Raw genomic sequence first — 22,957 nt, 5'->3', positions numbered from 1 at the left:
GGACTCGACTTCATGCCTCACGCAGCGCAAATCAGAATTCCCGCCACCTATATGCGTGGCGGTACCAGCAAGGGCGTGTTCTTCCGCCTGCAGGATCTACCGGAAAGCTGTCAGGTGCCGGGCACGGCCCGCGACAAGCTGTTCATGCGCGTGATCGGCAGTCCCGATCCGTATTCCGCGCATATCGATGGCATGGGCGGTGCTACTTCCTCGACCTCCAAGTGCGTGATCCTGTCGAAAAGCAGCCAGCCGGACCACGATGTCGACTACCTCTACGGTCAGGTTTCCATCGACAAGGCCTTTGTCGACTGGAGCGGTAACTGCGGCAACCTCTCGACGGCGGCGGGCGCCTTTGCCCTGCATGCCGGCCTGGTCGATCCCGCGCGCATTCCGGACAACGGCGTGTGTGTAGTGCGTATCTGGCAGGCCAATATCCAGAAAACCATCATCGCCCATGTGCCGGTGACCGCTGGCCAGGTGCAGGAGACGGGCGACTTCGAACTGGACGGGGTGACCTTTCCGGCGGCCGAGATCGTGCTGGAGTTCCTCGATCCGTCCGACGATGGCGAGGAGGGCGGCTCGATGTTCCCCACCGGCAACCTGGTCGACGATCTGGAGGTGCCGGGTGTCGGTACCTTCAAGGCGACCATGATCACTGCCGGCATCCCAACCGTGTTCGTCAATGCCGAAGACATCGGCTACCAGGGCACCGAGCTGCGTGAGCAGATCAATGGCGATCCTGAGCAGCTGGCACGTTTCGAGAAAATCCGCGTGGCGGGCGCCTTGCGCATGGGCTTGATCAGGACGGAGGAGGAGGCGGCCACCCGCCAGCACACGCCGAAGATCGCCTTCGTCGCTAAGCCCAAGAGCTACCAGGCCTCGAGCGGCAAGACGGTCGAGGCGAATGAGGTCGATCTGCTGGTGCGGGCGCTGTCCATGGGCAAGCTGCACCACGCCATGATGGGCACCTGTGCGGTGGCCATCGGTACGGCTGCGGCGATTCCCGGCACCCTGGTCAATCTGGCGGCGGGCGGCGGTGAGCGCGAGGCGGTGCGCTTCGGTCATCCGTCCGGCACCCTGCGGGTTGGGGCTCAGGCGGTGCTGAGTGACGGCCAGTGGTCGGTGACCAAGGCCATCATGTCGCGCAGTGCGCGAATCCTGATGGAAGGCTGGGTGCGCGTGCCGGGTGATTCGATCTAACGACCAAAACTAGAAAAGGCTCGAAGTTAGCGAGCCTTTTCTTTTTATATCAGTAGCTTGCGAGAGTTACTTAAGGCGGCGCTCAACACCTTTCTCCACCAGGATCTTGGCCGAGATTTCCTCTACCGAGAAATGCGTGGAGTTGATGAAGGGCAGGTTCTCGCGGCGGAACAGGTTTTCCACCTCGCGGACTTCGAACTCGCACTGGGCGAAGCTGGCATAACGGCTGTTGGGCTTGCGCTCGTGGCGGATGGCGGTGAGACGGTCGGGATCGATGGTCAGGCCGAACAGCTTGTGCTTGTAGGGCTTGAGGGCGGCCGGCAGCTGCAGGCGCTCCATGTCCTCTTCGGTCAGCGGGTAGTTGGCGGCGCGGATGCCGAACTGCATGGCCATATACAGGCAGGTCGGCGTCTTGCCGCAGCGCGATACGCCAACCAGGATTAGGTCGGCCTTGTCGTAGTAGTGGGTGCGGGCGCCGTCGTCGTTGTCGAGGGCGAAGTTCACTGCCTCGATACGCTCCATGTAGTTGCTGCTGCTGGCGATGGAGTGCGATTTGCCCACGGAGTAGGAAGAGTGCTCGCTCAGCTCGGCTTCCAGCGGAGCCAGGAAGGTCGAGAAGATGTCGATCATGAAGCCATCGGACTGGCCCAGGACGTCGCGAATCTCCTGGTTCACCACGGTATCGAAGATGATCGGCCGGGCGCCGTCTTTCTCGGCAGCATTATTGATTTGCTGTACCATGGCGCGCGCTTTGTCCACGCTGTCTATATAGGGGCGCGTGAGCTTGGTGAAGACGATATTCTCGAATTGGGCCAGCAGGCTCTGGCCGAGGGTTTCGGCAGTGATGCCGGTGCCGTCGGAGATGAAAAAAGCGGTTCGTTTCATTTGCGCCAAAGGCCTTAAGTCAGGAACGATTCTTGGCTATCATAGGCCCCCTTTGCCGGGCCCGTACTGGCTGGCATTGTGACTTATTTCCTTGCGGCAAAGCCAGGATGCAGCGCGTCTGCGCTGGCTGGGCCAAGTACAGTGGAGAGTTCACCTTGGTTGAGTACGTAGTTTCCCTCGATAAGCTCGGCGTCCACGATGTGGAGCATGTAGGGGGCAAAAACGCATCCCTGGGCGAAATGATCAGCAACCTGGCAGGTGCTGGTGTCTCTGTCCCTGGCGGCTTCGCTACCACCGCCCAGGCTTACCGCGACTTCCTCGAACAGAGCGGCCTCAACGACCGCATTCATGCCGCGCTCGATGCGCTGGACGTGGATGACGTCAACGCCCTGGCCAAGACTGGCGCTCAGATTCGTCAGTGGGTGATGGAGGCTGAGTTCCCCGAACGTCTCGACCGTGAAATTCGCGAAGCCTTCGCTCTGATGGCTGGCGACAACGCCAATATGGCCGTTGCCGTACGCTCCTCGGCGACCGCCGAAGACCTGCCGGACGCCTCCTTCGCCGGCCAGCAAGAAACCTTCCTGAACATCCGCGGCGTGGACAACGTGATCCGTGCCGCCAAGGAAGTATTCGCTTCCCTGTTCAATGACCGCGCCATTTCCTACCGCGTGCACCAGGGCTTCGACCACAAGCTGGTCGCCCTGTCCGCCGGCGTGCAGCGCATGGTGCGTTCGGAAACCGGTACTGCCGGCGTGATGTTCACCCTGGATACCGAATCCGGCTTCCGCGACGTGGTGTTCATCACCGGCGCCTATGGCCTCGGTGAAACCGTGGTGCAGGGTGCGGTCAACCCGGACGAGTTCTACGTGCACAAGGCCACCCTGGAAGCGGGTCGCCCAGCCATCCTGCGCCGCAACCTGGGCAGCAAGGCGATCAAGATGGTCTATGGCGAAGAAGCCAAGGCCGGCAAGTCGGTGAAAACCGTCGATGTCGATCGCGCTGATCGTGCGCGCTTCTGCCTCACCGACGCCGAAGTCAGCGAGCTGGCCAAGCAGGCGATGATCATCGAGAAGCACTACGGCCGCCCGATGGACATCGAGTGGGCCAAAGACGGCGACGACGGCAAGCTGTACATCGTGCAGGCTCGCCCGGAAACCGTGAAGAGCCGCGCCAGCGCTACCGTCATGGAGCGCTACCTGCTGAAGGAAAAGGGCAACGTACTGGTCGAAGGTCGCGCCATCGGCCAGCGTATCGGCGCCGGCAAGGTGCGGGTGATCCACGACGTTTCCGAGATGGACAAGGTCCAGCCGGGCGATGTGCTGGTCTCCGACATGACCGACCCGGACTGGGAACCGGTGATGAAGCGCGCCAGTGCCATCGTCACCAACCGCGGCGGGCGTACCTGTCACGCGGCGATCATCGCCCGCGAGCTGGGCATTCCGGCGGTCGTGGGCTGTGGCAACGCCACTCAGGTGCTGCGCGATGGCCAGGGCGTGACCGTGTCCTGCGCCGAAGGCGATACCGGTTTCATCTTCGAGGGCGAGCTGGGCTTCGACATTCGCAAGAACTCGGTCGATGCCATGCCCGAGCTGCCGTTCAAGATCATGATGAACGTCGGCAACCCGGATCGCGCCTTCGACTTCGCCCAGCTGCCCAACGAAGGTGTCGGCCTGGCCCGCCTGGAATTCATCATCAACCGCATGATCGGTGTACACCCGAAAGCGCTGTTGAACCATGCCGCTCTGCCGGCAGAGATCAAGGACAGCGTCGACAAGCGCATCGCCGGCTACGACGATCCGGTCGGTTTCTACGTCGAGAAACTGGTCGAGGGCATCAGTACCCTGGCCGCGGCCTTCTGGCCGAAGAAGGTCATCGTGCGTCTGTCGGACTTCAAGTCCAACGAATACGCCAACCTGATCGGGGGCAAGCTGTACGAGCCGGAAGAAGAGAACCCGATGCTCGGTTTCCGTGGTGCTTCGCGCTACATCAGCGAGTCGTTCCGCGATTGCTTCGAGCTGGAGTGCCGCGCCCTGAAGAAGGTGCGCAACGAGATGGGCCTGACCAACGTCGAGATCATGGTGCCGTTCGTGCGCACCCTCGGCGAGGCCAGTCAGGTGGTCGATCTGCTCGCGGCCAACGGCCTGGCCCGCGGCGAGAACGGCCTGAAGGTCATCATGATGTGCGAGCTGCCGTCCAACGCGCTGCTTGCCGAAGAGTTCCTTGAATTCTTTGACGGCTTCTCCATCGGCTCCAACGACCTGACCCAGCTGACTCTAGGCCTGGACCGCGACTCCGGCATCATCGCGCACCTGTTCGACGAGCGTAATCCGGCGGTGAAGAAGCTGCTGGCCAACGCCATTGCCGCGTGCAACAAGGCTGGCAAGTACATCGGCATCTGCGGTCAGGGGCCATCGGACCACCCGGATCTGGCCAAGTGGCTGATGGAGCAGGGCATCGAAAGCGTTTCCCTGAACCCGGACTCGGTGCTGGAGACCTGGTTCTTCCTGGCCGAAGGCCAGCAGGCCTAAGCGACAGTTATCAATAGCCAAGGGCGGGGCTTACCCCGCCCTTTTTTGTGCGTGATCGAAGATGCAAAGCAGTAGCGATCTGTTTCCCGTTGCCCTGGTTGGCGCCGAGTTGCGTGGCGACCTGAGCGAGGATGTCTATCGACTGAAGCCGGGCAACAGCCCGGACTCCTCCGTCGAACTGGCGCTGACCCGCCTGGGTCTGGCCAGCCAGGAAAGCCGGGGCACGCCGGTGATACTGCTGCATGGCAGTTTCTCCAATCGCCGTTTCTGGTATTCACCGCGCGGCATTGGTCTGGGGGCCTACCTGGCCCGTGCCGGCTTCGATGTATGGATCGCCGAAATGCGCGGGCATGGCCTGTCGCCACGCAATCAGGCGTACAAGTACAACACGGTGGCCGACTATGCCCGCTACGACCTGCCGGCCATTGCGGCCTTCGTACGCGAGCAGAGCGGGCAGGTGCCGCACTGGATCGGTCACTCCCTGGGCGGTATCACCCTGGCGGCCGCACTGGGTGGCCGGTATCTGGATGAGCAAAGCGCGGCTTCGGTTGCCCTTTTCGGCAGTCAGATCAGTCGTATCTACTGGCCGCTCAAGGTGCCGCCCGTAGAGTGGGGCAGTCGCCTGCTGCTCAAGGGCTTTCATCATGTATCCGGGGCACGCTTCAAGCGCGGCCCGGAAGATGAGCCCATCGGCCTGGCGCTGGAAAGCCTGCGCTGGCATCGCCTGTTCGGTCGCTTCGGCGATGCTGACAAGGACTGGTGGGGCGGTCTTGCCGAAAGCCGAGTGCCCCTGCTGGCCGTGGCGGCGGCCGGCGATCTGCAGGACCCGACCTGGGCCTGTCGCAAGCTGTATGAGCAAGCTGCCTCGGCGCCACGCAGTTTCGTCGAGCTGGGCAAGTCCGCTGGTTTCAGCTGCGACTTCGGCCATGTCGAGATGCTGGTCAGTAAGGAGGCGCAAGCCGAGGTCTGGCCGTTGGCGGCGCATTGGTTATGGAACCAGTGCTTGCCCGAGGGAGTCCTGGTTACAAGTGCCGAGGCATGCGGCTAAGCTGTGGCAAGTTCGCTTAGCCCAGCGTTGAAGCCCATCCTGCCTCAGCTGATTACTTGTCTCTGCAGCGAATAATCGAGTTTCAATCCATAGGAGTTTTGCCATGCATTACGTCACCCCCGACCTGTGCGACGCCTACCCGGAGCTGGTACAGGTTGTCGAACCCATGTTTGCCAACTTCGGTGGTCGCGACTCTTTCGGTGGCGAAATCGTCACCGTCAAATGCTTCGAGGACAACTCGCTGGTCAAATCCCAGGCGGATCTGCCAGGGCAGGGCAAGGTGCTGGTGGTGGACGGTGGCGGCTCCCTGCGTCGCGCGCTGCTGGGCGACATGATCGCCGAGAAAGCAGCCAAAAATGGCTGGGAAGGCATGGTTATCTACGGCTGCGTGCGAGATGTCGATGTACTGGCACAGACCGAGCTGGGCGTGCAGGCCCTGGCCAGCCATCCGATGAAGACCGACAAGCGCGGCCTGGGCGACCTCAATGTGGCCGTCACCTTCGGCGGCGTGACCTTCAAGCCGGGCCACTACGTGTATGCCGATAACAACGGCGTGATCGTCTCCCCCGAACCGCTGAAAATGCCGGAGTAAAGCCTGACGGGCTGCCAGGGCGGCCCTGCAAGGCGCAGATGTGCGCATGGATGAGCAGAACTATCCGCAGTCCGGCCTGGTGCAGGCCTTTGTGCTGGACGGCCAGGGCGGCGCTCGAAGCATTGGTTATGAGCAATTGCAGGGGCTGCAGCTCGCCGACCACGAAAGCCTCTGGTTGCACTGGGATCGTGGTCACCCGCAGACCAGCGCCTGGTTGCGCGAAAACAGCGATCTCAGCGAGTTTGCCTGCGACCTGTTGCTGGAGGAGAACACGCGTCCGCGCCTGCTGAACCTCGCACAGCAGCAACTGCTGCTGTTTCTCCGCGGGGTCAACCTGAATCCGGGGGCGGAGCCCGAGGACATGGTGTCGGTACGCATCCATGCCGAGCCGCACCGAGTGATTTCCCTGCGTCTGCGGCCACTGCGCGCAACCGAGGAGCTGATCGCCCAGTTTCAGCGAGGGGAGGGGCCGTGTGACGCGGCACAACTGGTGCTGGAGCTGGCCTATCAGCTCACGGCACGAGTAGAAGGGCTGCTCGATGAACTGGCCGAACAGCTGGATAGCGAAGAAGAACAGCTCGACAGTGACGAGCGCTACGTACCGGACCATGACCTGATCCTGCACTTGCGCAGGCGTGCGGCAGGGCTGCGTCGCTTCCTGGCGCCGCAGCGCGAGCTGTTCGCCCAGTTGGCGCGCAGCGGCTTCGGTGACGGTGATCAGTGGAACGAACTGAACAATCGTCTGATGCGCTATCTGGAAGAGCTGGAAATGGTGCGTGAGCGCGTCGGGCTGGTGCTGGAGTCCGAGGAGCGGCGCATGAGCGACAAGATGAACCGCACCATGTACTTACTCGGCATCATCACTGGCCTGTTCTTGCCCATGAGTTTTCTCACCGGGCTGCTGGGCATCAACGTCGGCGGTATTCCCGGCAGCGAAAGCGAGCATGGCTTCCTGTTGACCTGCGCGCTGATAGGCGCATTGGTCGTGTTTCAGGTCTGGCTGTTTCGCCGCCTGCGCTGGTTGTGAATGTGACCTGTGGCGGTGTGGCCACGTCTAGGCAACAAATTCGTGCGAGGTACGCATGTACGATCCTTTTGAAGAGTCCCTGCGCGATCTGTTGAAGTCGGCGCCAGTGGAACATGACGATGACGCGACCCTGGGGCGCGTGCTCAAGACGGCCAACCGCCAGGTTGGCGTCGGTGATCTGTTCGGCCTTATGGGGCGTGGCCTCGAAGCGTTGATGATCGCGCTCAACAATGGATCGGCACATGTAATGCCGGTTTCCCGCTCCACCGCCCGCTCCGCAAACAAGGCTGACTGACATTATGGAACTCGACCCCTGGACCCAGGCCCTGGTAGCGGCCATGACCACGCTGTGGAGCAAGATCGCAGGCTTCATCCCCAACCTGTTCGTGGCGCTTGTGCTCGGCCTGCTGGGCTTTGTGGTAGCCAAGCTGCTGGATACCCTGCTGTCGAAATTGTTGGCCAAGCTCGGTCTGGATCGCCTGATGGCGGGTACCGGGCTGACCAAGTTGCTGGCGCGGGTCGGCATCCAGGTCTCGGTATCGACCCTGATCGGCAAGATCATCTACTGGTTCGTGCTGCTGATCTTCCTGGTCTCTGCCGCAGAATCCCTGGGGCTGCAGCGTGTTTCGGCCACCCTCGACGTGCTGGCCCTGTATCTGCCCAAGGTCTTCGGTGCCGCCCTGGTGCTGCTGGCCGGTGTGCTGCTGGCCCAGCTGGTCAGCAGCCTGGTGCGCGGCGCTGCCGAGGGCGTGGGACTGGATTACTCGGCCGGCCTCGGGCGTGTCGCTCAGGGCATGGTGATCATCATCAGCATCTCGGTGGCGATCGGCCAGCTGGAAGTCAAAACCGACCTGCTGAACAACGTCATCGCCATCGTGCTGATCTCGGTGGGCCTGGCCGTGGCATTGGCGCTGGGGCTGGGGAGCCGCGAGATAGCAGGGCAGATTCTGGCCGGCATCTATGTGCGTGAACTCTATGAAGTCGGGCAACAAGTAAAGATCGGCGAGGTCGAAGGGCAGATCGAGGAGATAGGTACCGTCAAGACGGTGCTGCTCACCGAAGAGGGAGAGCTGGTTTCGGTGGCAAACCGTACCCTGCTCGAACAGCGCGTCAGCAGCCGCTGAGGCGCCAACCCTGCTAATGTATGCGTCCAGCGCTGCCCGCGTTGCGGGTTGGCGCTGTCATTGATCTGACCAGCCGGCACGAGTCGTTTTGAACAAGGCCCAATCGCTTCCTACGCGGTATGACCCACGCGAGCTCTCGGACGAGGAGCTGGTGCAGCGTGCTCACGTCGAGCTATTCCACATCACTCGCGCTTATGAGGAGCTGATGCGGCGTTACCAGCGCACGCTCTTCAATGTTTGTGCCCGTTACCTGGGTAACGACCGCGATGCAGACGATGTCTGCCAGGAAGTAATGCTGAAAGTTCTATATGGCCTGAAGAACTTCGAAGGCAAGTCCAAGTTCAAGACATGGCTATATAGCATCACTTATAACGAGTGCATCACCCAATACCGGAAAGAGCGCCGTAAACGGCGCCTGATGGATGCGCTCAGTTTGGACCCGTTGGAAGAAGCCTCCGAAGAGAAAGCGCCGAAGCTAGAAGAGAAGGGCGGTCTGGATCGTTGGCTGGTACATGTCAATCCAATCGATCGTGAAATCCTGGTTTTACGCTTTGTTGCAGAACTGGAGTTTCAGGAAATCGCCGACATCATGCACATGGGCCTTAGTGCCACCAAGATGCGTTACAAGCGTGCCCTTGATCGCTTGCGTGAGAAATTCGCGACAGACAGCGAAACTTAATTAATTTCCAAAACTCTCAGTGCCGTGCGAGCTATTAGCTCGTTCCATGGCAATGGGTATATTTGTTACACTCGCCGCCGAATTGTTCCCGGCCGCCGGCCTGGCAATTCGAATCGTCTTTTTAGGGGATTTACGGATGAAACTGAAAAACACCTTGGGCGTTGTCATCGGTTCGCTGGTGGCTACCACTTCTCTGAACGTTCTGGCCCAAGGCCAAGGGGCTGTTGAAGTCGAAGGCTTCATGAAGAAGGAATTCTTCGACAGCGCTCGCGACTTCGACAACACCGGCAACCTGTTTGGTGGCTCCGTTGGTTACTACTTGACCGATGACGTCGAACTGCGTCTGGGTTACGACGAAGTACACAACGCTCGTGCCGACGACGGTCGCAACATCAAGGGCTCCAATACTGCGCTGGACGCTCTGTATCACTTCAATGCTCCGGGCGACAGCATTCGTCCTTACATCTCCGCAGGTTTCTCTGACCAAAGCATCGGTCAGAACAGTGCCGGCGGCCGTAACGGCTCGACCTTCGCCAACCTGGGCGGTGGTGCCAAGCTGTACTTCACCGAGAATTTCTACGCCCGCGCGGGTGTCGAAGCTCAATACAACATCGATCAGGGCGACACCGAGTGGGCCCCGAGCGTTGGTATCGGTTTCAACTTTGGCGGCGGCTCCAAGCCCGCACCAGTCGTTGAGCCGGCTCCGGTGGTCGAAGAAGTCGCTCCGACTCCCGAGCCGATCGAAACCGTGCGCGTTGAGCTGGACGTGAAGTTCGATTTCGACAAGTCCAAGGTCAAGGAAGAAAGCTACGGCGACATCCAGAACCTGGCCGACTTCATGAACCAGTACCCGCAAACCAGCACCACTGTGGAAGGTCACACCGACTCCGTGGGTACTGACTCCTACAACCAGAAACTGTCCGAGCGTCGCGCTACCGCCGTTCGTGAAGTGCTGGTCAACCAGTACGGTGTAGGTGCCGATCGCGTTGACTCCGTTGGTTACGGCGAAACCCGCCCGGTTGCGGATAACGCCACCGAAGCTGGCCGCGCGATCAACCGTCGCGTTGAAGCTGCAGTGGAAGCCCAGACCAAGTAATAGGCCTGCGCTTTACAGAAAACCCGGCTATGGCCGGGTTTTTTATTGCCCGTCACCAAACCGACGCACCACCGTCATCAGTCCGCCACCGTCTTGCGCTGCAATCGTGCTAAACGGGAAGAGGGCGGGGCGATGCGACTGAGCGTGATCGGTGCGGGATACGTGGGACTGGTAACGGCAAGTTGCTTCGCGGAAATGGGCAACCAGGTGATCTGTATCGAGCGCGATCCGTTCCGTGTCGCGCGCCTTAAAAGAGGCGAGGTCCCGATTTACGAGCCCGGGCTCGACACGCTGCTCAAGGCGCATCTGGCCACCGAGCAGCTCAGCTTCACCTCTGATCTGGCCGAGGGCGTGCGCGATGCGGAAGTCGTGTTCATCGCCGTGGGCACTCCAACCGGCGAAGATGGTTCGGCAGACCTCAGTCATGTCCTGACAGTGGCCGACCAGCTAGGGCGTTGCCTGACTTCAGCCTGCCTGGTGGTAGACAAATCCACCGTGCCGGTGGGCACTGCGGAGCGAGTCGAACAGCGCATCAATCAGCGCTTGGCCGAGCGTGGCATGACGTTTCGCGCTCGCGTGGCGAGCAACCCGGAGTTCCTCAAAGAAGGCAGTGCCGTCGAGGACTTCATGCGGCCCGATCGTGTCGTGCTGGGCTGCGCCGACAGTGACAGCCGCGAACAACTGCGCCGGCTCTACGCGCCGTTCCTGCGCAACCATGAGCGAGTGCTGCACATGAGCGTGCGTGCTGCCGAGTTCACCAAGTATGCGGCCAACGCCTTTCTCGCCACCAAGATTTCCTTCATGAACGAAATGGCCGGCATCTGCGCTCGTCTGGGCGTGGATATCGAGGACGTACGTCGCGGTATCGGTAGCGATCGGCGCATCGGCACTCACTTTATCTACGCCGGCTGTGGATATGGCGGCTCCTGCTTTCCCAAGGATGTGCGTGCACTGATCCGCACGGCGGAACTGGAAGGTTTCGAGCCTGGAATCCTGCGGGCGGTGGAGGCGCGCAACGCGCTGCAGAAGACGCTACTGGTGCAGGCCTTGCGCGAACATTTCAATGGTCACTTGCAGGGCAGGGTGGTGGCGCTCTGGGGGCTGGCGTTCAAACCAGGCACGGACGATCTGCGTGAAGCGCCCAGCCTGGTGCTGCTCGATGCACTGCTCGCGGCGGGCGCCAGGGTCCAGGCCTGCGATCCCGTTGCTTGTAGCGGCGTTGCCAGGCGTTACGAAGAGGCTGTGACTTCTGGCAAGCTGAAACTGGACGAGTCGCCCTACGCCGCGGTCGGTGGCGCGGATGCTCTGGTGCTGGTCACGGAATGGAAGCAATTCCGTCAGCCGGACTTCTCCCGTATTCGCGGGCTTATGCGCATGCCGGTGTTGTTCGACGGGCGCAATATCTACGATCCGGAGGAGATCGTCGGGCATGGATTTCTGTATCGCGGGATAGGTCGGCCCCAGGCCGGTCATTGTAAGGCCAGCGCTGCCTGATTAGACTGGGCGGCACTTTTTGCTGTGCAGTTGCAAGGATTCCCATGATCAAGAAATGCCTGTTTCCAGCCGCCGGCTACGGCACGCGCTTCCTTCCAGCCACCAAGGCCATGCCCAAGGAAATGCTGCCGGTCGTGAACAAGCCGCTGATCCAGTATGGCGTCGAGGAGGCCCTGCAAGCAGGCCTCACCGAGATCGCCATGGTCACTGGTCGCGGTAAACGCGCGCTGGAAGACCATTTCGACATCAGCTACGAGCTGGAACATCAGATCCAGGGCACCGACAAGGAAAAGTACCTGGTAGGCATCCGCAAGCTGATCGATGAATGCAGCTTTTCCTACACCCGCCAGGTCGAGATGAAAGGCCTTGGCCATGCCATCCTCAGCGGCCGCCCCTTGATTGGAGACGAGCCGTTCGCCGTGGTACTGGCCGACGATCTGTGCCTGAACCTGGAGGGCGATAGTGTGCTGCAGCAGATGGTCAAGCTCTACAACCAGTTCCGCTGCTCCATCGTTGCCATTCAGGAAGTGCCGAAGGAAGAGACCTTCAAGTACGGTGTGATCGCTGGCGAGATGATCCGCGACGACATCTTCCGCGTGAACAACATGGTCGAAAAACCCAAGCCTGAAGACGCGCCCTCCAACCTGGCAATCATCGGCCGCTACATCCTGACTCCGGATATTTTCGACCTGATCGAGAAGACCGAGCCGGGCAAGGGCGGCGAAATCCAGATCACCGATGCGCTGATGAAACAGGCCCAGGATGGCTGCGTGATTGCCTACAAGTTCAAGGGCAAGCGCTTCGACTGCGGTGGTGCGGAAGGCTACATCGACGCAACCAACTTCTGCTTCGAGCATCTGTACAAGACCGGCAAGGCCTTCTGAGCCACGCCACCGAACAAAGCCACCTGCGGGTGGCTTTGTCGTTTCAGGGGATCGGCATCGCTTCGGAACCAGGTCCCAGCGGCTGGCCGTAGCTGAACTCCACGTAGTTGCCGGCCGGGTCGCGCAAGCCGCAGTAGTAACCCACGGGATAGGGCTCGTCGCGTGGCGGCCAGACCAGGCAGCCGCTTTCTGCGGCGCGGGCGGCAATGGCGTCGACTTGCTCGCGGCTGTCGACGGCGAAGCCGAAGTGGCTGTAGTCGTCGGCAGCCAACTGCCGGTCGTTGCCGCCCGGCATGATCACGAAGATGAACTGGTGCTCCTTGCCGGGCTCGGCCATCCAGACGATCTTCGCGCCCTTGCCGGCGCGTTCGTGGATGATCTGCATGCCACAGAAGTCGCGGTAGAACGCCACGCAGGGTTCCAGCTGCGGCACATGCAGGGCGACATGGGTCAGGGTCGGGCGCATAACGAATCCTCCTTCGTGCTATCAGCATACTCTCCGGTATGCTGGCGCGACCTGGAGGAGAATTGCCAATGACTCATGACTTCGATCTGTTCGTAATCGGTGCCGGTTCCGGCGGTGTGCGTGCGGCCCGCTTCGCCGCGGGCTTCGGTGCACGCGTGGCGGTGGCCGAAAGTCGCTATCTGGGCGGCACCTGCGTCAATGTCGGCTGCGTGCCGAAGAAGCTGCTGGTATATGGCGCGCATTTCCCCGACGACTTCGAGCAGGCTGCCAGTTACGGCTGGAGCCTTGGCGCTGCGCAGTTCGACTGGCCGACGCTGATCGCCAACAAGAATCGTGAGATCCAGCGCCTCAATGGCATCTACCGCAACCTGCTGGTGAACAGTGGCGTCACGCTGCTGGAGGGCCACGCCCGATTGCTGGGCCCAAATGAAGTGGAAATCAACGGACAGCGCTACAGCGCCAAGCATATCCTCATCGCCACCGGCGGCTGGCCGCAGGTGCCGGATATGCCCGGCAAGGAACTGGCGACGACGTCCAACGAAGTCTTCTTCCTCGAACAGCTGCCCAAGCGCGTGCTGGTGGTAGGCGGTGGTTATATCGCGGTCGAGTTCGCCTCGATCTTCCACGGCATGGGCGCGCAGACCTCGCTGCTGTACCGCGGTGAACTGTTCCTGCGCGGCTTCGATGGCGCCGTGCGCCAGCACCTCAAGGAAGAGCTGGAGAAGAAAGGACTCGATCTGCAGTTCAACAGCGATATCGAACGCATCGAGCGCCAGGCCGATGGCAGCCTGCTCGCCACGCTTAAAGATGGCCGCCAACTGGCCACCGACTGTGTGTTCTATGCCACCGGCAGGCGGCCGATGCTGGACAACCTGGGGCTGGAAAATACCGGCGTCACCCTGGATGAAAAGGGTTTCGTGGCCGTCGATGAGAACTACCGCACCCGCGAGCCTTCGATTCTCGCCCTCGGCGACGTGATCGGCAGAGTGCAGCTGACCCCCGTTGCGCTGGCCGAAGGCATGGCCGTGGCGCGTCAGCTGTTCCGTCCGCAGGAGTATCGGCCCGTCGATTACCAGAACATCCCGACCGCCGTGTTCAGCCTGCCCAACATCGCCACTGTTGGCCTGAGCGAAGAACAGGCCAGGGCAGGGGGGTATCAGGTGAAAGTGTTCGAAAGCCGTTTCCGGCCGATGAAGCTGACACTGACCGAGCAGCAGGAACGCACGCTGATGAAGCTGGTGGTGGATGCGCAGAGTGACCGCGTACTTGGCTGCCACATGGTCGGGCCGGAGTCCGGCGAAATCGTCCAGGGGCTAGCCATAGCGATCAAAGCCGGGGCAACCAAGCAGGTGTTCGACGAGACGCTGGGGATTCACCCAACGGCTGCAGAGGAGTTTGTTACCATGCGCGCCCCCGTCGCCAGCTGAAGGCATCATGCAGCAAATTTTCTACCTCTCCGACCTGTTCGGTGTCGCCGTTTTCGCCATCACTGGAGCGCTCATGGCTGGACGCAAATCCATGGATCTGTTCGGCGTGCTGGTCATCGCCATCATCACCGCCCTTGGCGGCGGCACCTTGCGTGACCTGATCCTGGACAACCACCCAGTCAGCTGGATCCGCAACGACACCTACATCCTGGTGGCTTCCATCGCAGCAGTCGGCACCGTGCTCTGGGTACGCCTGACCCAGCCGATTCACGAACGCGGCCTGCTGATCGCCGACGCCTTCGGCCTGGCGGTGTTCACCGTGATTGGTACGGAAGTGGCTTTGCAACACAACGTCCCCTACAGCACGGCGCTGATCATGGGTGTGATGACCGGCGTGGCCGGTGGTGTGATGCGCGATGTGATCTGTAACGAGATCCCGCTGATCTTCCAGAAGGAAATCTACGCCACCGCCTGTCTGCTCGGCTCCCTGGTCTTTATCCTCCTGCGCGAGCTACAGACGCCGCATTGGCTGGATACCGGCGTTGCCATGCTGACCGTCTTGCTGACACGCCTGGCAGCGATTCGCTGGCATTTGTCCCTGCCACGTTTTCACCTGCTGGATCGCGACTGAGCGCGCTGGCCAGTAGTATCTATAGTTGTCTGCGTTGGCAAAGCGGCGAGGTCAGTGATGGAGCAATCCCGGCAAGTGATCGAATCGGTAAAGGAACTACCTCCGCTGGAACAACTGATCGCCTGCCACGAGTGCGACCTGCTGATGCATCATCCCCATCTGGGTGAGGAGCAGAAGGCCAGTTGCCCACGCTGCGGTTACGAGCTGGTGGTGCATCGTTCGCAGATGCGCCGGCGTTGCCTGGCGCTGGTGCTGACGGCGCTGATCCTATTCGTGCCAGCCAATTTCCTGCCGATCATCCAGCTCAATATCCTTGGGCAGAATGCCGTGGACACCGTGTGGAGCGGGGTAGTGGGGCTGTATCACTCCGGCATGCAAGGTGTCGCCGCCGTGGTGTTTCTGTGCAGCATGCTGGTGCCATTGCTCAAGCTGCTGTGCCAACTGTTCGTATTGCTCAGCCTGAATAGGCCGGCCTGGCAGCCACGCGCCATCGGCTGCTACCGCGTCTATCACCATATGCGCGAATGGGGGATGCTCGAGGTCTACCTGTTCGGCATCATCGTTTCCATCGTCAAGCTGATCGACATGGCGGACCTGCACCTGGGCGTTGGTCTGGCCTGCTTCGTGGCCCTCATGCTGACGCAGGTCTGGCTGGAAGTGAGCATGTCGCCGCATCAGGTATGGGAAGAACTGAACGGGGACGACAGCCATGCGCGCGCTTGATGCCGGCATCATCGTATGCGACGACTGCCACAAGCTCGAATATCTGCGTGAAGGTGAAGTTCAGCACTGCGCGCGTTGCGGCTCCAAGCTGCATGCACGACGCCCGAACAGCATCGTACGCACATGGGCACTGCTGATCACCGCAGCGATTCTGTATATCCCCGCCAACCTCCTGCCGATCATGACCGTCAGCTCGCTGGGCAGGGGCATGCCCTCGACCATCATGGGCGGCGTCCTGGAGCTGATCCATGCGGAAATGCTGCCAGTCGCGCTGGTGGTCTTCGTCGCCAGCATCCTGGTGCCGACTTTCAAGCTGGTTGGTATCGCCATGCTGCTGTACTCGGTGCAGCGTCACCAGCCGATGTCCGCCAGGCAGCGCATCCTCATGTACCGTTTCATCGAATGGATTGGGCGCTGGTCGATGCTCGACATCTTCGTTATCGCCATCCTGGTGTCGCTGATCAACTTCGGCAATCTAGCCACCATCACGGCAGGTCCCGGCGCGGCAGCATTCGCCAGCGTAGTAATCCTCACCATGCTGGCCGCAGTGACCTTCGATCCCAGGCTCATCTGGGACAACACCTTTGACGAACAGAACGATCTCGAAGTAGAAGCGGGCAGCGAGGAGGAAGCGGTGCAGCCTTGATGCTGACTTGCGACTCCGCAACAAAGAAACAAATCTAATTTGAAACTTTTCTCTAGACGCTGAAAGCACCCTTGCTGGATCGCTTTTTGCGGATTTTTATTTCAGTCAACTTCTATCAAGCCACTTCATATCTCAAAAAAATCTGAGCGATGTAAAAATTGCCACCATAATTTCTGAGAATTTGAAACTCTCACGCTTGTCCTGCAAATGTGAAACTTTTGTAAGTTACTAATTTTCCAGGTAATTGTAGCGTGGAAGCTAAGAGGCCAAGCAAGTGGCAGCCTTTATTACATTGGAAACAAAGGGTAGGCCTGCAGGCGCACCTGAGTTTTTAGCGTACAGCCCTAAGAGGGATTCCCAAGTAAGGCTTTACTGCCGGCCGAGTTTTTGGCGCTGGGCTGAGCTTGAGTTTAACCCCTATGCCACGGAAATACTTGCAAATCAGGTGGTGTTGAACCTAGAGCACAAAAAAATATCAGTTGCACTTCAGTACGAAGTGCATGGTGTCTTGCATTTTATATTTTCTAGTCGTGAAGTTCCAGGGAGTGCTGAGGGTGAGATAAGCGAGTATTGCAAAAGCAATGACATTGCGTTTGAGATTTTAGGTGCAAAATGTCTGAGTGAAGAACAGATGTACGTGGAGAATCTTCTTTGTATGATTTCATATATTAACAAATACAGAGAGATCTTTACGGATAAAAATCTTGAGTTTGCATCCCACTCGATTGACCGAAGCAGGGGAACAATAAGTGACGCAGTAGGTGGCTTGCAGGCTCAATATGGAGAGAGCGCGGCGGCGTTACTATTTGAGCTTGTGAGACGGGGCAGGGTAGAGCTATCTGATGTGCGTTGCAAAAGAATCAGTGGATTAACGAAGCTAGATATCGTCCGGCTAAAAGCATGAATGACTCTACTCGCTTCTCTCGCAGTGAATTTCTAGCCGCAGGGAACTCATGTGATGCGTGGAGAGGCATTGATATCGAGCTTATTGCTGAGGATATAAGAGCGGCGACAGACAACAGAATAAAGGCAATTCGAGCCTACCTGAAAAATGGTGCAACTCTACGTGAGGTAGAGGATACGTATGGTCTGCCACGAGCAACATTGTATAGATCTATTAATAGATGCCTTACGTTAGATGCTGATGGAGTGGTAGTAGGCTTCAAAGGTGCCATTCCATATAGGCGCACTGGCGATAGAAAATATAATCGCGAGAAAGATCTAGACGATTCCAATAATGGAGTGGCTCGAGGAGATGCAGGGGCATTTAGCAAGCTGATATGTGAGCATCCTGAAATAAAGCCTTGGCTGGAAAAGACTGCTCGAGCTTATAAGCCAAGAAGCAAAGGTGGTGATAACTTCGACGTTGTACATAATGCTTTCTTAGCGCATTGCGAATTATTGCAAATTGGCAATGATCACTATCCGTTTAATAGAAAGACGCGTGCCCGCTCGGCCTTGAGGGAATATCTAAAATCGAAGAACAGAGAGTTAAAAGCTCTGGACGATAAAGCAAGAAGCACCTCTGATACAAATGACAACGTTCCTCCTACCGATATTTTGCAGCAAGTGGAGACTGATGGGCACATGCTCGATATACGATTGGTCATTGAAGAATTAGACAGCTTCGGGCAGCCAGTCAGATATGAAATCTTGCGGGTTTGGCTAATTTTACTCATTGATGTCTTTTCGCGCTGCGTGTTGGGATACTCCATTGCCCTAGGCCATACGTATGACCAGATTGATCTCTTAAAGGCTATATTCAACAGCCTAGCCCCCCATCAAAAGCTACCTACGGTTATACCAAATATTAATTACTCAACAGCGGGAGGGTTCCCAAGCGAGCACGGATATGCCTGGGAAACTTGGTCAACTCTCAAGCTTGATAATGCTTGGGCTCACAAGGCCACGAACGTCGTCCGAGCTCTGCATGATCGAGTAGGATGTATTGCGGAGTTTGGGCGGCCTCACACACCTAATGATCGGGCTATCATTGAGCGATTTTTCCTATTTGTTGTTCAGCACTATTCGCATCGGTTAATTGGCACGACAGGAAGTGATAGCCGAGATGCAATCATTGAGCGGTTATCCCCCAAATCGAATAACCCACTTAAGCTGCTGTTAACGTTGGATGAGTTGAAAAGTAGCATTGATATTTTAATTTCGGACTATAACGGCCGCCCCCATTCATCGTTGCAAGGGCATTCGCCGCTGGAGGTGTTCTGTCTTTGTGGCGATCAGAACTCTCTTCCGCCCAATACATTGGCTGAGGCTCTCAGGGATCCAGCTTTATTTACAATGGCTCGAGAGCCGGTAATCGTACGAACCTCATCAAAGTATGGCGGTGCTTACGTTAATTTTGCATACCTAAAGTATAAAAATCCTGACGTACTTCGAAGTGACTCTGCTGGTAGGCATATGTTCGTAGAGTACTCGCGTGAGGATATTTCATTTCTCCGGCTCTTGGATGAGGATGGCACCTTTGTAGGAGTATTAAGAGCACCTCATCCTTGGTACCTGCAGCCGCATAGCCTCAAAGTACGAAGCGAATTGTGGAAAGCGACGAAAGAAGGGCAATTCCAATTCGCACGTAATGAAACACCAACTGAGGCTTTTCGGCGTTTAAAGTCAACAACTAGTGACGTTTCACGAAGAGTTGCTACCACCTTATACAAGGAAACGGGGCGTGTTGGTGAGGAGCGACCTTTAGCCGAGGTGCGTAACAATGATGCGCTGGAGAAATTTAATCCACAGCGTATTAAGCTGACCAAGGTCTTCACACTCTGAGAGGATAGGATATGGATATCAAGGATATGCGACCAATCCGAATCGAAGAGCACCCAATAAGCAGTAAAACTTATTTAATGCCTACGTACTCCATCGGCGAAACATATGCCATGGTACTGAAGGCAATTAAACGACTCGACTCTGGGCTAGTTATTTATGGTCGAGTTCGCTACGGTAAAACGCGAGCAATGTTGTACTGCAGGCAATGTTTAAACATTGATTTTCCAAATGTTCCAGTTGCTATTTTTTTTGCTGAGCGCGAGCTGTCTCCCAGTAAGGGCGGCTTCTATACCTCATTATTGGAAGTTGTAGGGCATGCCAAATGGGAAGACCATTGCAGCATTAGCATCAAAAAATCTAGACTAAAGAATTTCATTATTGACGCAGCACTGAATGATCCGCGCAGAGTTTTTATTATATTCATTGATGAAGCGTCAAGATTGCTGCCGATCCACTATGACTGGATCAAAGACATCTACAACGCCTTGATGGAGAAAAGTGTCACGCTACTGCCTATCTTGGTTGGCCAGAATCAATTGCTCGGCCATAAAGAAACCTTGTTAAAAACTGGTGAGGAGGGGGAGGCAATAGTTAATCGATTTCTTCTTTATGAGCACTCATTTCGAGGTATTCGCGACAAAGAGGATTTCAAGGAGTGCCTTGGCTACTATGATAGCGCCGTTTACCCGGAGGGGAGTAATTGGTCATATACGCGCTTCTTCTTCCCTGACGCATTTGCTGCTGGACTTCGGCTGCAAGATTATGGAGATATGCTCTGGGATGCGTTTAAAGAATCCTACAAGGGATTGGGGATCAAGTCAGACATGGAAATTCCGATGAAGTACTTTACAAAAACCATCGAGATTCTCCTGACTGAATATTACGAGAGCGATAGTGCGAGCTTCTCACTTTCTCCAGCGATATGTATGTCGATTATTGAGGAGTCTTGGTTCGCGGTTGCTACTCGAAATTCTAAAACAGCGAACACGTTAGCTTAGATATGATTATCACCCTGCGCGAAGGGTTGTTACGCTCGAGTCCGAGGTATTGCGGTATAAGGCCTCGGTCTATTCCATACGAGTCGATTTATTCTATTCTCTGTAGGTTTGGGCTGTTTAATGTCGTCGCGGGTGGATCGCTGGTTAAAATCATTAAGCAACATTGTTACCCTCAGAACCCCAGAGTTAAGCATTTCAAAAATTTGGCTCATACTGAGTCCTTAGGGCTCGTTGGCTTGCAAGGCCTATTTGGCCTGAGTCCGCAGAAGGCCAAATCTTTGTTTCTTGTGCCCACTTATATTGACTCTGACCGACACGCCGCTTCTGTGCTCCGATATTGCCCCATTTGCTTGTCGCAAGGTCGGCACTATACGCTATTTCAATATGAACTCATTGAGGCTTGCCCTGTACATTTGACTGAATTGCTGGGGCACTGCCGGCATTGCGGCGCAAACATGAGTTACGAGTTTAATGCCGCTTTATTTAAGCATCCTTACGGCTGTTGGCGCTGCGGTCACCAGCTCGGAAGTGGGCGTGACCCTCAATCGCTGCGATTCATCAGTGCCCCTGGCATGTCACGCTTGCGACAGCTCCACAGAATGCTAGGTGGAGAGGGTAAATACCTTGCGTTCGATATTGTCGGCCCCACGGAACTTCATTGCGATAATGTATTGCAGTTGTCGCATTCTGTGCAGCAGTTTGCTCGAGTTGAAGTAGATCTATTTGCTGATCTACAAGCAATGGCTTGTGATCCATCATTTCAATCTGCGCCGCGCCAATACCCTACATTTTTCCACTCCGCTAAGTTAAAGCGCGAGGAGGTGGTTGCGGAGAGTGAAGCTCTAGTCAGTGAGTTGGTGGGCATTTCAAAGTCGATCTTTAGGAATTTCAAAAAGAACTATCTCGCTGAGATCCGTTTAACTGATAAGTCGTTAACTATGTTGTGGCGTGAAATTCAGGGGGTTGCACTGCCCGCTGATTATTATGCTGTGCTCGCCTACATTGATTGGTTGTGCTATTGGCGTCATGCCAAGGTACCATGTGAATTACTGCACTCGGCGCTTGGCAGCAGGGTGAAGATGGCTGCTTGGATTGTAGAGAAGAAAAGGCATAGCCTGTTCCGGCTAGTAAGTCCTGCAGCCGAGCGCTGGTTGCTTCGACAAATGCTGGGCTGTGAAATTGTTACGTTGTTCAAGCGGCAGATGGAGCAAAGGGGGGCGTTGATCCAAGGTGTAGGCACGCCGGAATCTGATGTTCCATATCGGCGAGTCTTGCATCCAGTATGTTGGGCTGTAATTTTCAGTGAGCAAATTGGTACTCCGCCAAGCATGACATTCGTATCGGCGCACTCATGGAAAACGAGCTGCGAGAAAAATCACTCGGAATTTACACCTGATGAGGTACGGCCTTTTCACAGTAAAAGCTGGCTTAAGGTTTTCCGGCTAATTAATACTTGAGCCTTTATTCTGGATGAATGCATCCCAATCGACTTGCTCGTCATGGATCCCGGATGCTGCTTCTGCTGAGATTCGCTGTAGCGAAATTTTTCGGACAGCAGCATCCCAGTCATCATCTTCGTGCTCCTCTTCAGTCGAACCCGGAACAGCAAAGAGGTCCTTTGTGAAGCGTTTTAGCGCTTTGGTAAATGCAGCTTCCTCCTGCGGCAATAGATCGGGGGTTGTTGATCCGCCGGGGACATAATAATAATCAAATCCATAAAGGCCACCGGCATATCGATAATGGCGCTCTAAAATTATCTCAATCTCACTTTCGGTTAGGACTCTCCAGCGCGCGCCATCCTGGCGATTCATAAGCCAGTGTGATTTAAGATCCATCAAATCAACATTTTCGCAAAGAAGGGTAAACATGCTTACAGCTGTCATATGATCAAGTTTTACAGGGGCATCTGAGCGGAGATACGTCCAATTTAAAGGCCTGCGATTTATTTGAAGGCTATCAATGTTCAGCTGCACAAGCTCTGATTGACTAAAGCCATAACCCCAGGTAAGCAAAATCATGAGTAGGTCGCGCTCAGCTTGAGTGCTTTGTGCCAGGTGGCGACGGAATACATTAAGAACTCGTGATGACTTTAGTGTTGATTGATATGTAAGCTCCTTGTTACGCGTCATCCATTGAAATTGTCGGTAAAGCGGTAAAAGCTCTTGCAACAAATTTTTCGCATCTATTTTCTTGTATCGATGCTGTTGCCAGCGAATGACGGATAAAATTATCGATGCTACCTGCTGGCAACTAAGCTCATCAGCTTCTAATAACCCCGACCTACGCAACTCATTCTCCAGCTCAGCCGAGAGTAAACGCCCTGGCATCGCTGGGTGTGGATAGAGCGCGACGTGGCTGAGAAAGAAGTCTTTGTAGACAAAGGCTAAAGGGATTGGCCTATCGATCGTGATCTCGTAGGTTGCTCGCAACCAGAGATCGAAGTGCTTCAGATCTCGTCGGATCTTTACCGATTTCCGGTATGGAAAGTCCAAGGCGAAATGTTCCGCATCGCTTGCCCTAGGTTTGTCTTCGTCTGGCTGGTTCATTCTACGATCGCGTGTTGTTATGGAAACGGCATGAGCTCGCTGCGCGACCATGCTCGTATTTGAGCTTAGCTATGACTGTGTCGGTTGTGGGTACGATCCTCTGCGGCACCATGAGCCGGTATGCGCTTCCATTTATCGCCACCGGACGACCTGGTTGATCTTCCCACCCTAACTGG

The 22,957-nt window shown here is 56.9% G+C and carries 22 protein-coding genes and 1 pseudogene; 20 read left to right on the top strand and 3 right to left on the bottom strand.

Features of this window, described 5'->3' with window-relative positions:
• Window positions 1–12 precede the first annotated feature (12 nt).
• Window positions 13–1,200, top strand: coding sequence for a 2-methylaconitate cis-trans isomerase PrpF (prpF, locus tag AYB31_RS07150; protein ID WP_068827192.1), 1,188 nt, complete (start codon window positions 13–15; stop codon window positions 1,198–1,200).
• Between the two features lie 66 nt (window positions 1,201–1,266).
• On the opposite strand, the gene ppsR is transcribed toward prpF, so the two are convergent.
• A complete protein-coding gene (gene ppsR / locus AYB31_RS07145) occupies window positions 1,267–2,085 on the bottom strand; it encodes a posphoenolpyruvate synthetase regulatory kinase/phosphorylase PpsR (RefSeq protein WP_068827190.1) in 819 nt (272 codons plus the stop codon).
• Window positions 2,086–2,240: 155 nt separating this feature from the next.
• Here ppsR and ppsA point away from each other — a divergent pair, with 155 nt between their 5' ends.
• The 10 genes from ppsA (at window position 2,241) to galU (ending at window position 12,557) form a co-directional block, all read left to right on the top strand.
• Window positions 2,241–4,613, top strand: a complete 2,373-nt coding sequence (ppsA, locus tag AYB31_RS07140) for a phosphoenolpyruvate synthase (RefSeq protein WP_068827309.1) — start codon at window positions 2,241–2,243, stop codon at window positions 4,611–4,613.
• Between the two features lie 61 nt (window positions 4,614–4,674).
• Entirely contained in the window at window positions 4,675–5,661 is a 987-nt protein-coding gene (locus AYB31_RS07135) for an alpha/beta fold hydrolase (protein WP_068827188.1), read from the top strand.
• A gap of 103 nt (window positions 5,662–5,764) precedes the next feature.
• Entirely contained in the window at window positions 5,765–6,253 is a 489-nt protein-coding gene (gene rraA, locus AYB31_RS07130; RefSeq protein ID WP_068827186.1) for a ribonuclease E activity regulator RraA, read from the top strand.
• Window positions 6,254–6,299: 46 nt separating this feature from the next.
• A complete protein-coding gene (locus AYB31_RS07125) occupies window positions 6,300–7,280 on the top strand; it encodes a CorA family divalent cation transporter (RefSeq protein WP_068827184.1) in 981 nt (326 codons plus the stop codon).
• 55 nt (window positions 7,281–7,335) lie between these two features.
• Entirely contained in the window at window positions 7,336–7,575 is a 240-nt protein-coding gene (locus AYB31_RS07120; protein WP_068827182.1) for a CrfX protein, read from the top strand.
• Window positions 7,576–7,579: 4 nt separating this feature from the next.
• Window positions 7,580–8,404: a mechanosensitive ion channel family protein gene (locus AYB31_RS07115; protein ID WP_068827180.1), complete on the top strand. Its 825-nt coding sequence runs from the start codon at window positions 7,580–7,582 to the stop codon at window positions 8,402–8,404.
• Window positions 8,405–8,492: 88 nt separating this feature from the next.
• On the top strand, window positions 8,493–9,083 hold the full coding sequence (gene sigX / locus AYB31_RS07110; protein ID WP_068827178.1) for an RNA polymerase sigma factor SigX: 591 nt from the start codon (window positions 8,493–8,495) through the stop codon (window positions 9,081–9,083).
• Window positions 9,084–9,219: 136 nt separating this feature from the next.
• The gene (locus AYB31_RS07105; RefSeq protein ID WP_068827176.1) at window positions 9,220–10,179 is read left to right on the top strand and encodes an OmpA family protein; all 960 of its coding nucleotides are present in this window, start codon (window positions 9,220–9,222) and stop codon (window positions 10,177–10,179) included.
• A gap of 132 nt (window positions 10,180–10,311) precedes the next feature.
• Entirely contained in the window at window positions 10,312–11,673 is a 1,362-nt protein-coding gene (locus AYB31_RS07100) for a UDP-glucose dehydrogenase family protein (RefSeq protein ID WP_068827174.1), read from the top strand.
• A 44-nt stretch (window positions 11,674–11,717) separates the two neighbouring features.
• Window positions 11,718–12,557, top strand: a complete 840-nt coding sequence (gene galU, locus AYB31_RS07095; protein WP_068827171.1) for a UTP--glucose-1-phosphate uridylyltransferase GalU — start codon at window positions 11,718–11,720, stop codon at window positions 12,555–12,557.
• A gap of 43 nt (window positions 12,558–12,600) precedes the next feature.
• On the opposite strand, the gene AYB31_RS07090 is transcribed toward galU, so the two are convergent.
• The gene (locus tag AYB31_RS07090) at window positions 12,601–13,023 is read right to left on the bottom strand and encodes a VOC family protein (protein ID WP_068827169.1); all 423 of its coding nucleotides are present in this window, start codon (window positions 13,021–13,023) and stop codon (window positions 12,601–12,603) included.
• A 68-nt stretch (window positions 13,024–13,091) separates the two neighbouring features.
• On the opposite strand from AYB31_RS07090, the gene gorA reads away from it, so the two are divergent.
• The 9 genes and pseudogenes from gorA to AYB31_RS21075 all read left to right on the top strand — a co-directional run bounded on the left by gorA (window position 13,092) and on the right by AYB31_RS21075 (window position 21,692).
• Window positions 13,092–14,450 (top strand): glutathione-disulfide reductase, encoded by a 1,359-nt coding sequence (gene gorA / locus AYB31_RS07085; protein WP_068827167.1) that lies wholly within the window; start codon window positions 13,092–13,094, stop codon window positions 14,448–14,450.
• 7 nt (window positions 14,451–14,457) lie between these two features.
• Entirely contained in the window at window positions 14,458–15,081 is a 624-nt protein-coding gene (locus AYB31_RS07080; RefSeq protein ID WP_068827165.1) for a trimeric intracellular cation channel family protein, read from the top strand.
• Window positions 15,082–15,156: 75 nt separating this feature from the next.
• Complete coding sequence (locus AYB31_RS07075) at window positions 15,157–15,804, top strand: paraquat-inducible protein A (RefSeq protein WP_236715517.1); 648 nt, start codon at window positions 15,157–15,159, stop codon at window positions 15,802–15,804.
• Window positions 15,791–16,450, top strand: a complete 660-nt coding sequence (locus AYB31_RS07070) for a paraquat-inducible protein A (RefSeq protein WP_068827161.1) — start codon at window positions 15,791–15,793, stop codon at window positions 16,448–16,450. The genes AYB31_RS07075 and AYB31_RS07070 overlap by 14 nt, the downstream gene beginning before the upstream one ends.
• 274 nt (window positions 16,451–16,724) lie before the next feature.
• Window positions 16,725–17,354 (top strand): hypothetical protein, encoded by a 630-nt coding sequence (locus AYB31_RS21390; protein ID WP_153020662.1) that lies wholly within the window; start codon window positions 16,725–16,727, stop codon window positions 17,352–17,354.
• Entirely contained in the window at window positions 17,351–19,237 is a 1,887-nt protein-coding gene (locus AYB31_RS21080) for a DDE-type integrase/transposase/recombinase (protein ID WP_082805235.1), read from the top strand. Before AYB31_RS21390 ends, AYB31_RS21080 begins: the two co-directional genes overlap by 4 nt.
• A gap of 11 nt (window positions 19,238–19,248) precedes the next feature.
• Complete coding sequence (locus tag AYB31_RS07065) at window positions 19,249–20,235, top strand: ATP-binding protein (protein WP_068827159.1); 987 nt, start codon at window positions 19,249–19,251, stop codon at window positions 20,233–20,235.
• Between the two features lie 2 nt (window positions 20,236–20,237).
• Window positions 20,238–20,648: pseudogene (locus AYB31_RS22240) on the top strand (TniQ family protein); the annotation flags it as partial.
• 42 nt (window positions 20,649–20,690) lie between these two features.
• Complete coding sequence (locus AYB31_RS21075) at window positions 20,691–21,692, top strand: hypothetical protein (RefSeq protein ID WP_236715516.1); 1,002 nt, start codon at window positions 20,691–20,693, stop codon at window positions 21,690–21,692.
• On the opposite strand, the gene AYB31_RS21385 is transcribed toward AYB31_RS21075, so the two are convergent.
• Entirely contained in the window at window positions 21,678–22,781 is a 1,104-nt protein-coding gene (locus AYB31_RS21385; protein WP_153020661.1) for a hypothetical protein, read from the bottom strand. The two genes, AYB31_RS21075 and AYB31_RS21385, sit on opposite strands and share 15 nt — an antisense overlap.
• Window positions 22,782–22,957 lie beyond the last annotated feature (176 nt).

The sequence above is a fragment of the Pseudomonas sp. BMS12 genome, from assembly GCF_001592875.1.
Taxonomy (GTDB): Bacteria; Pseudomonadota; Gammaproteobacteria; order Pseudomonadales; family Pseudomonadaceae; genus Aquipseudomonas.
This window is presented reverse-complemented; position numbering and strand designations above follow the sequence as displayed.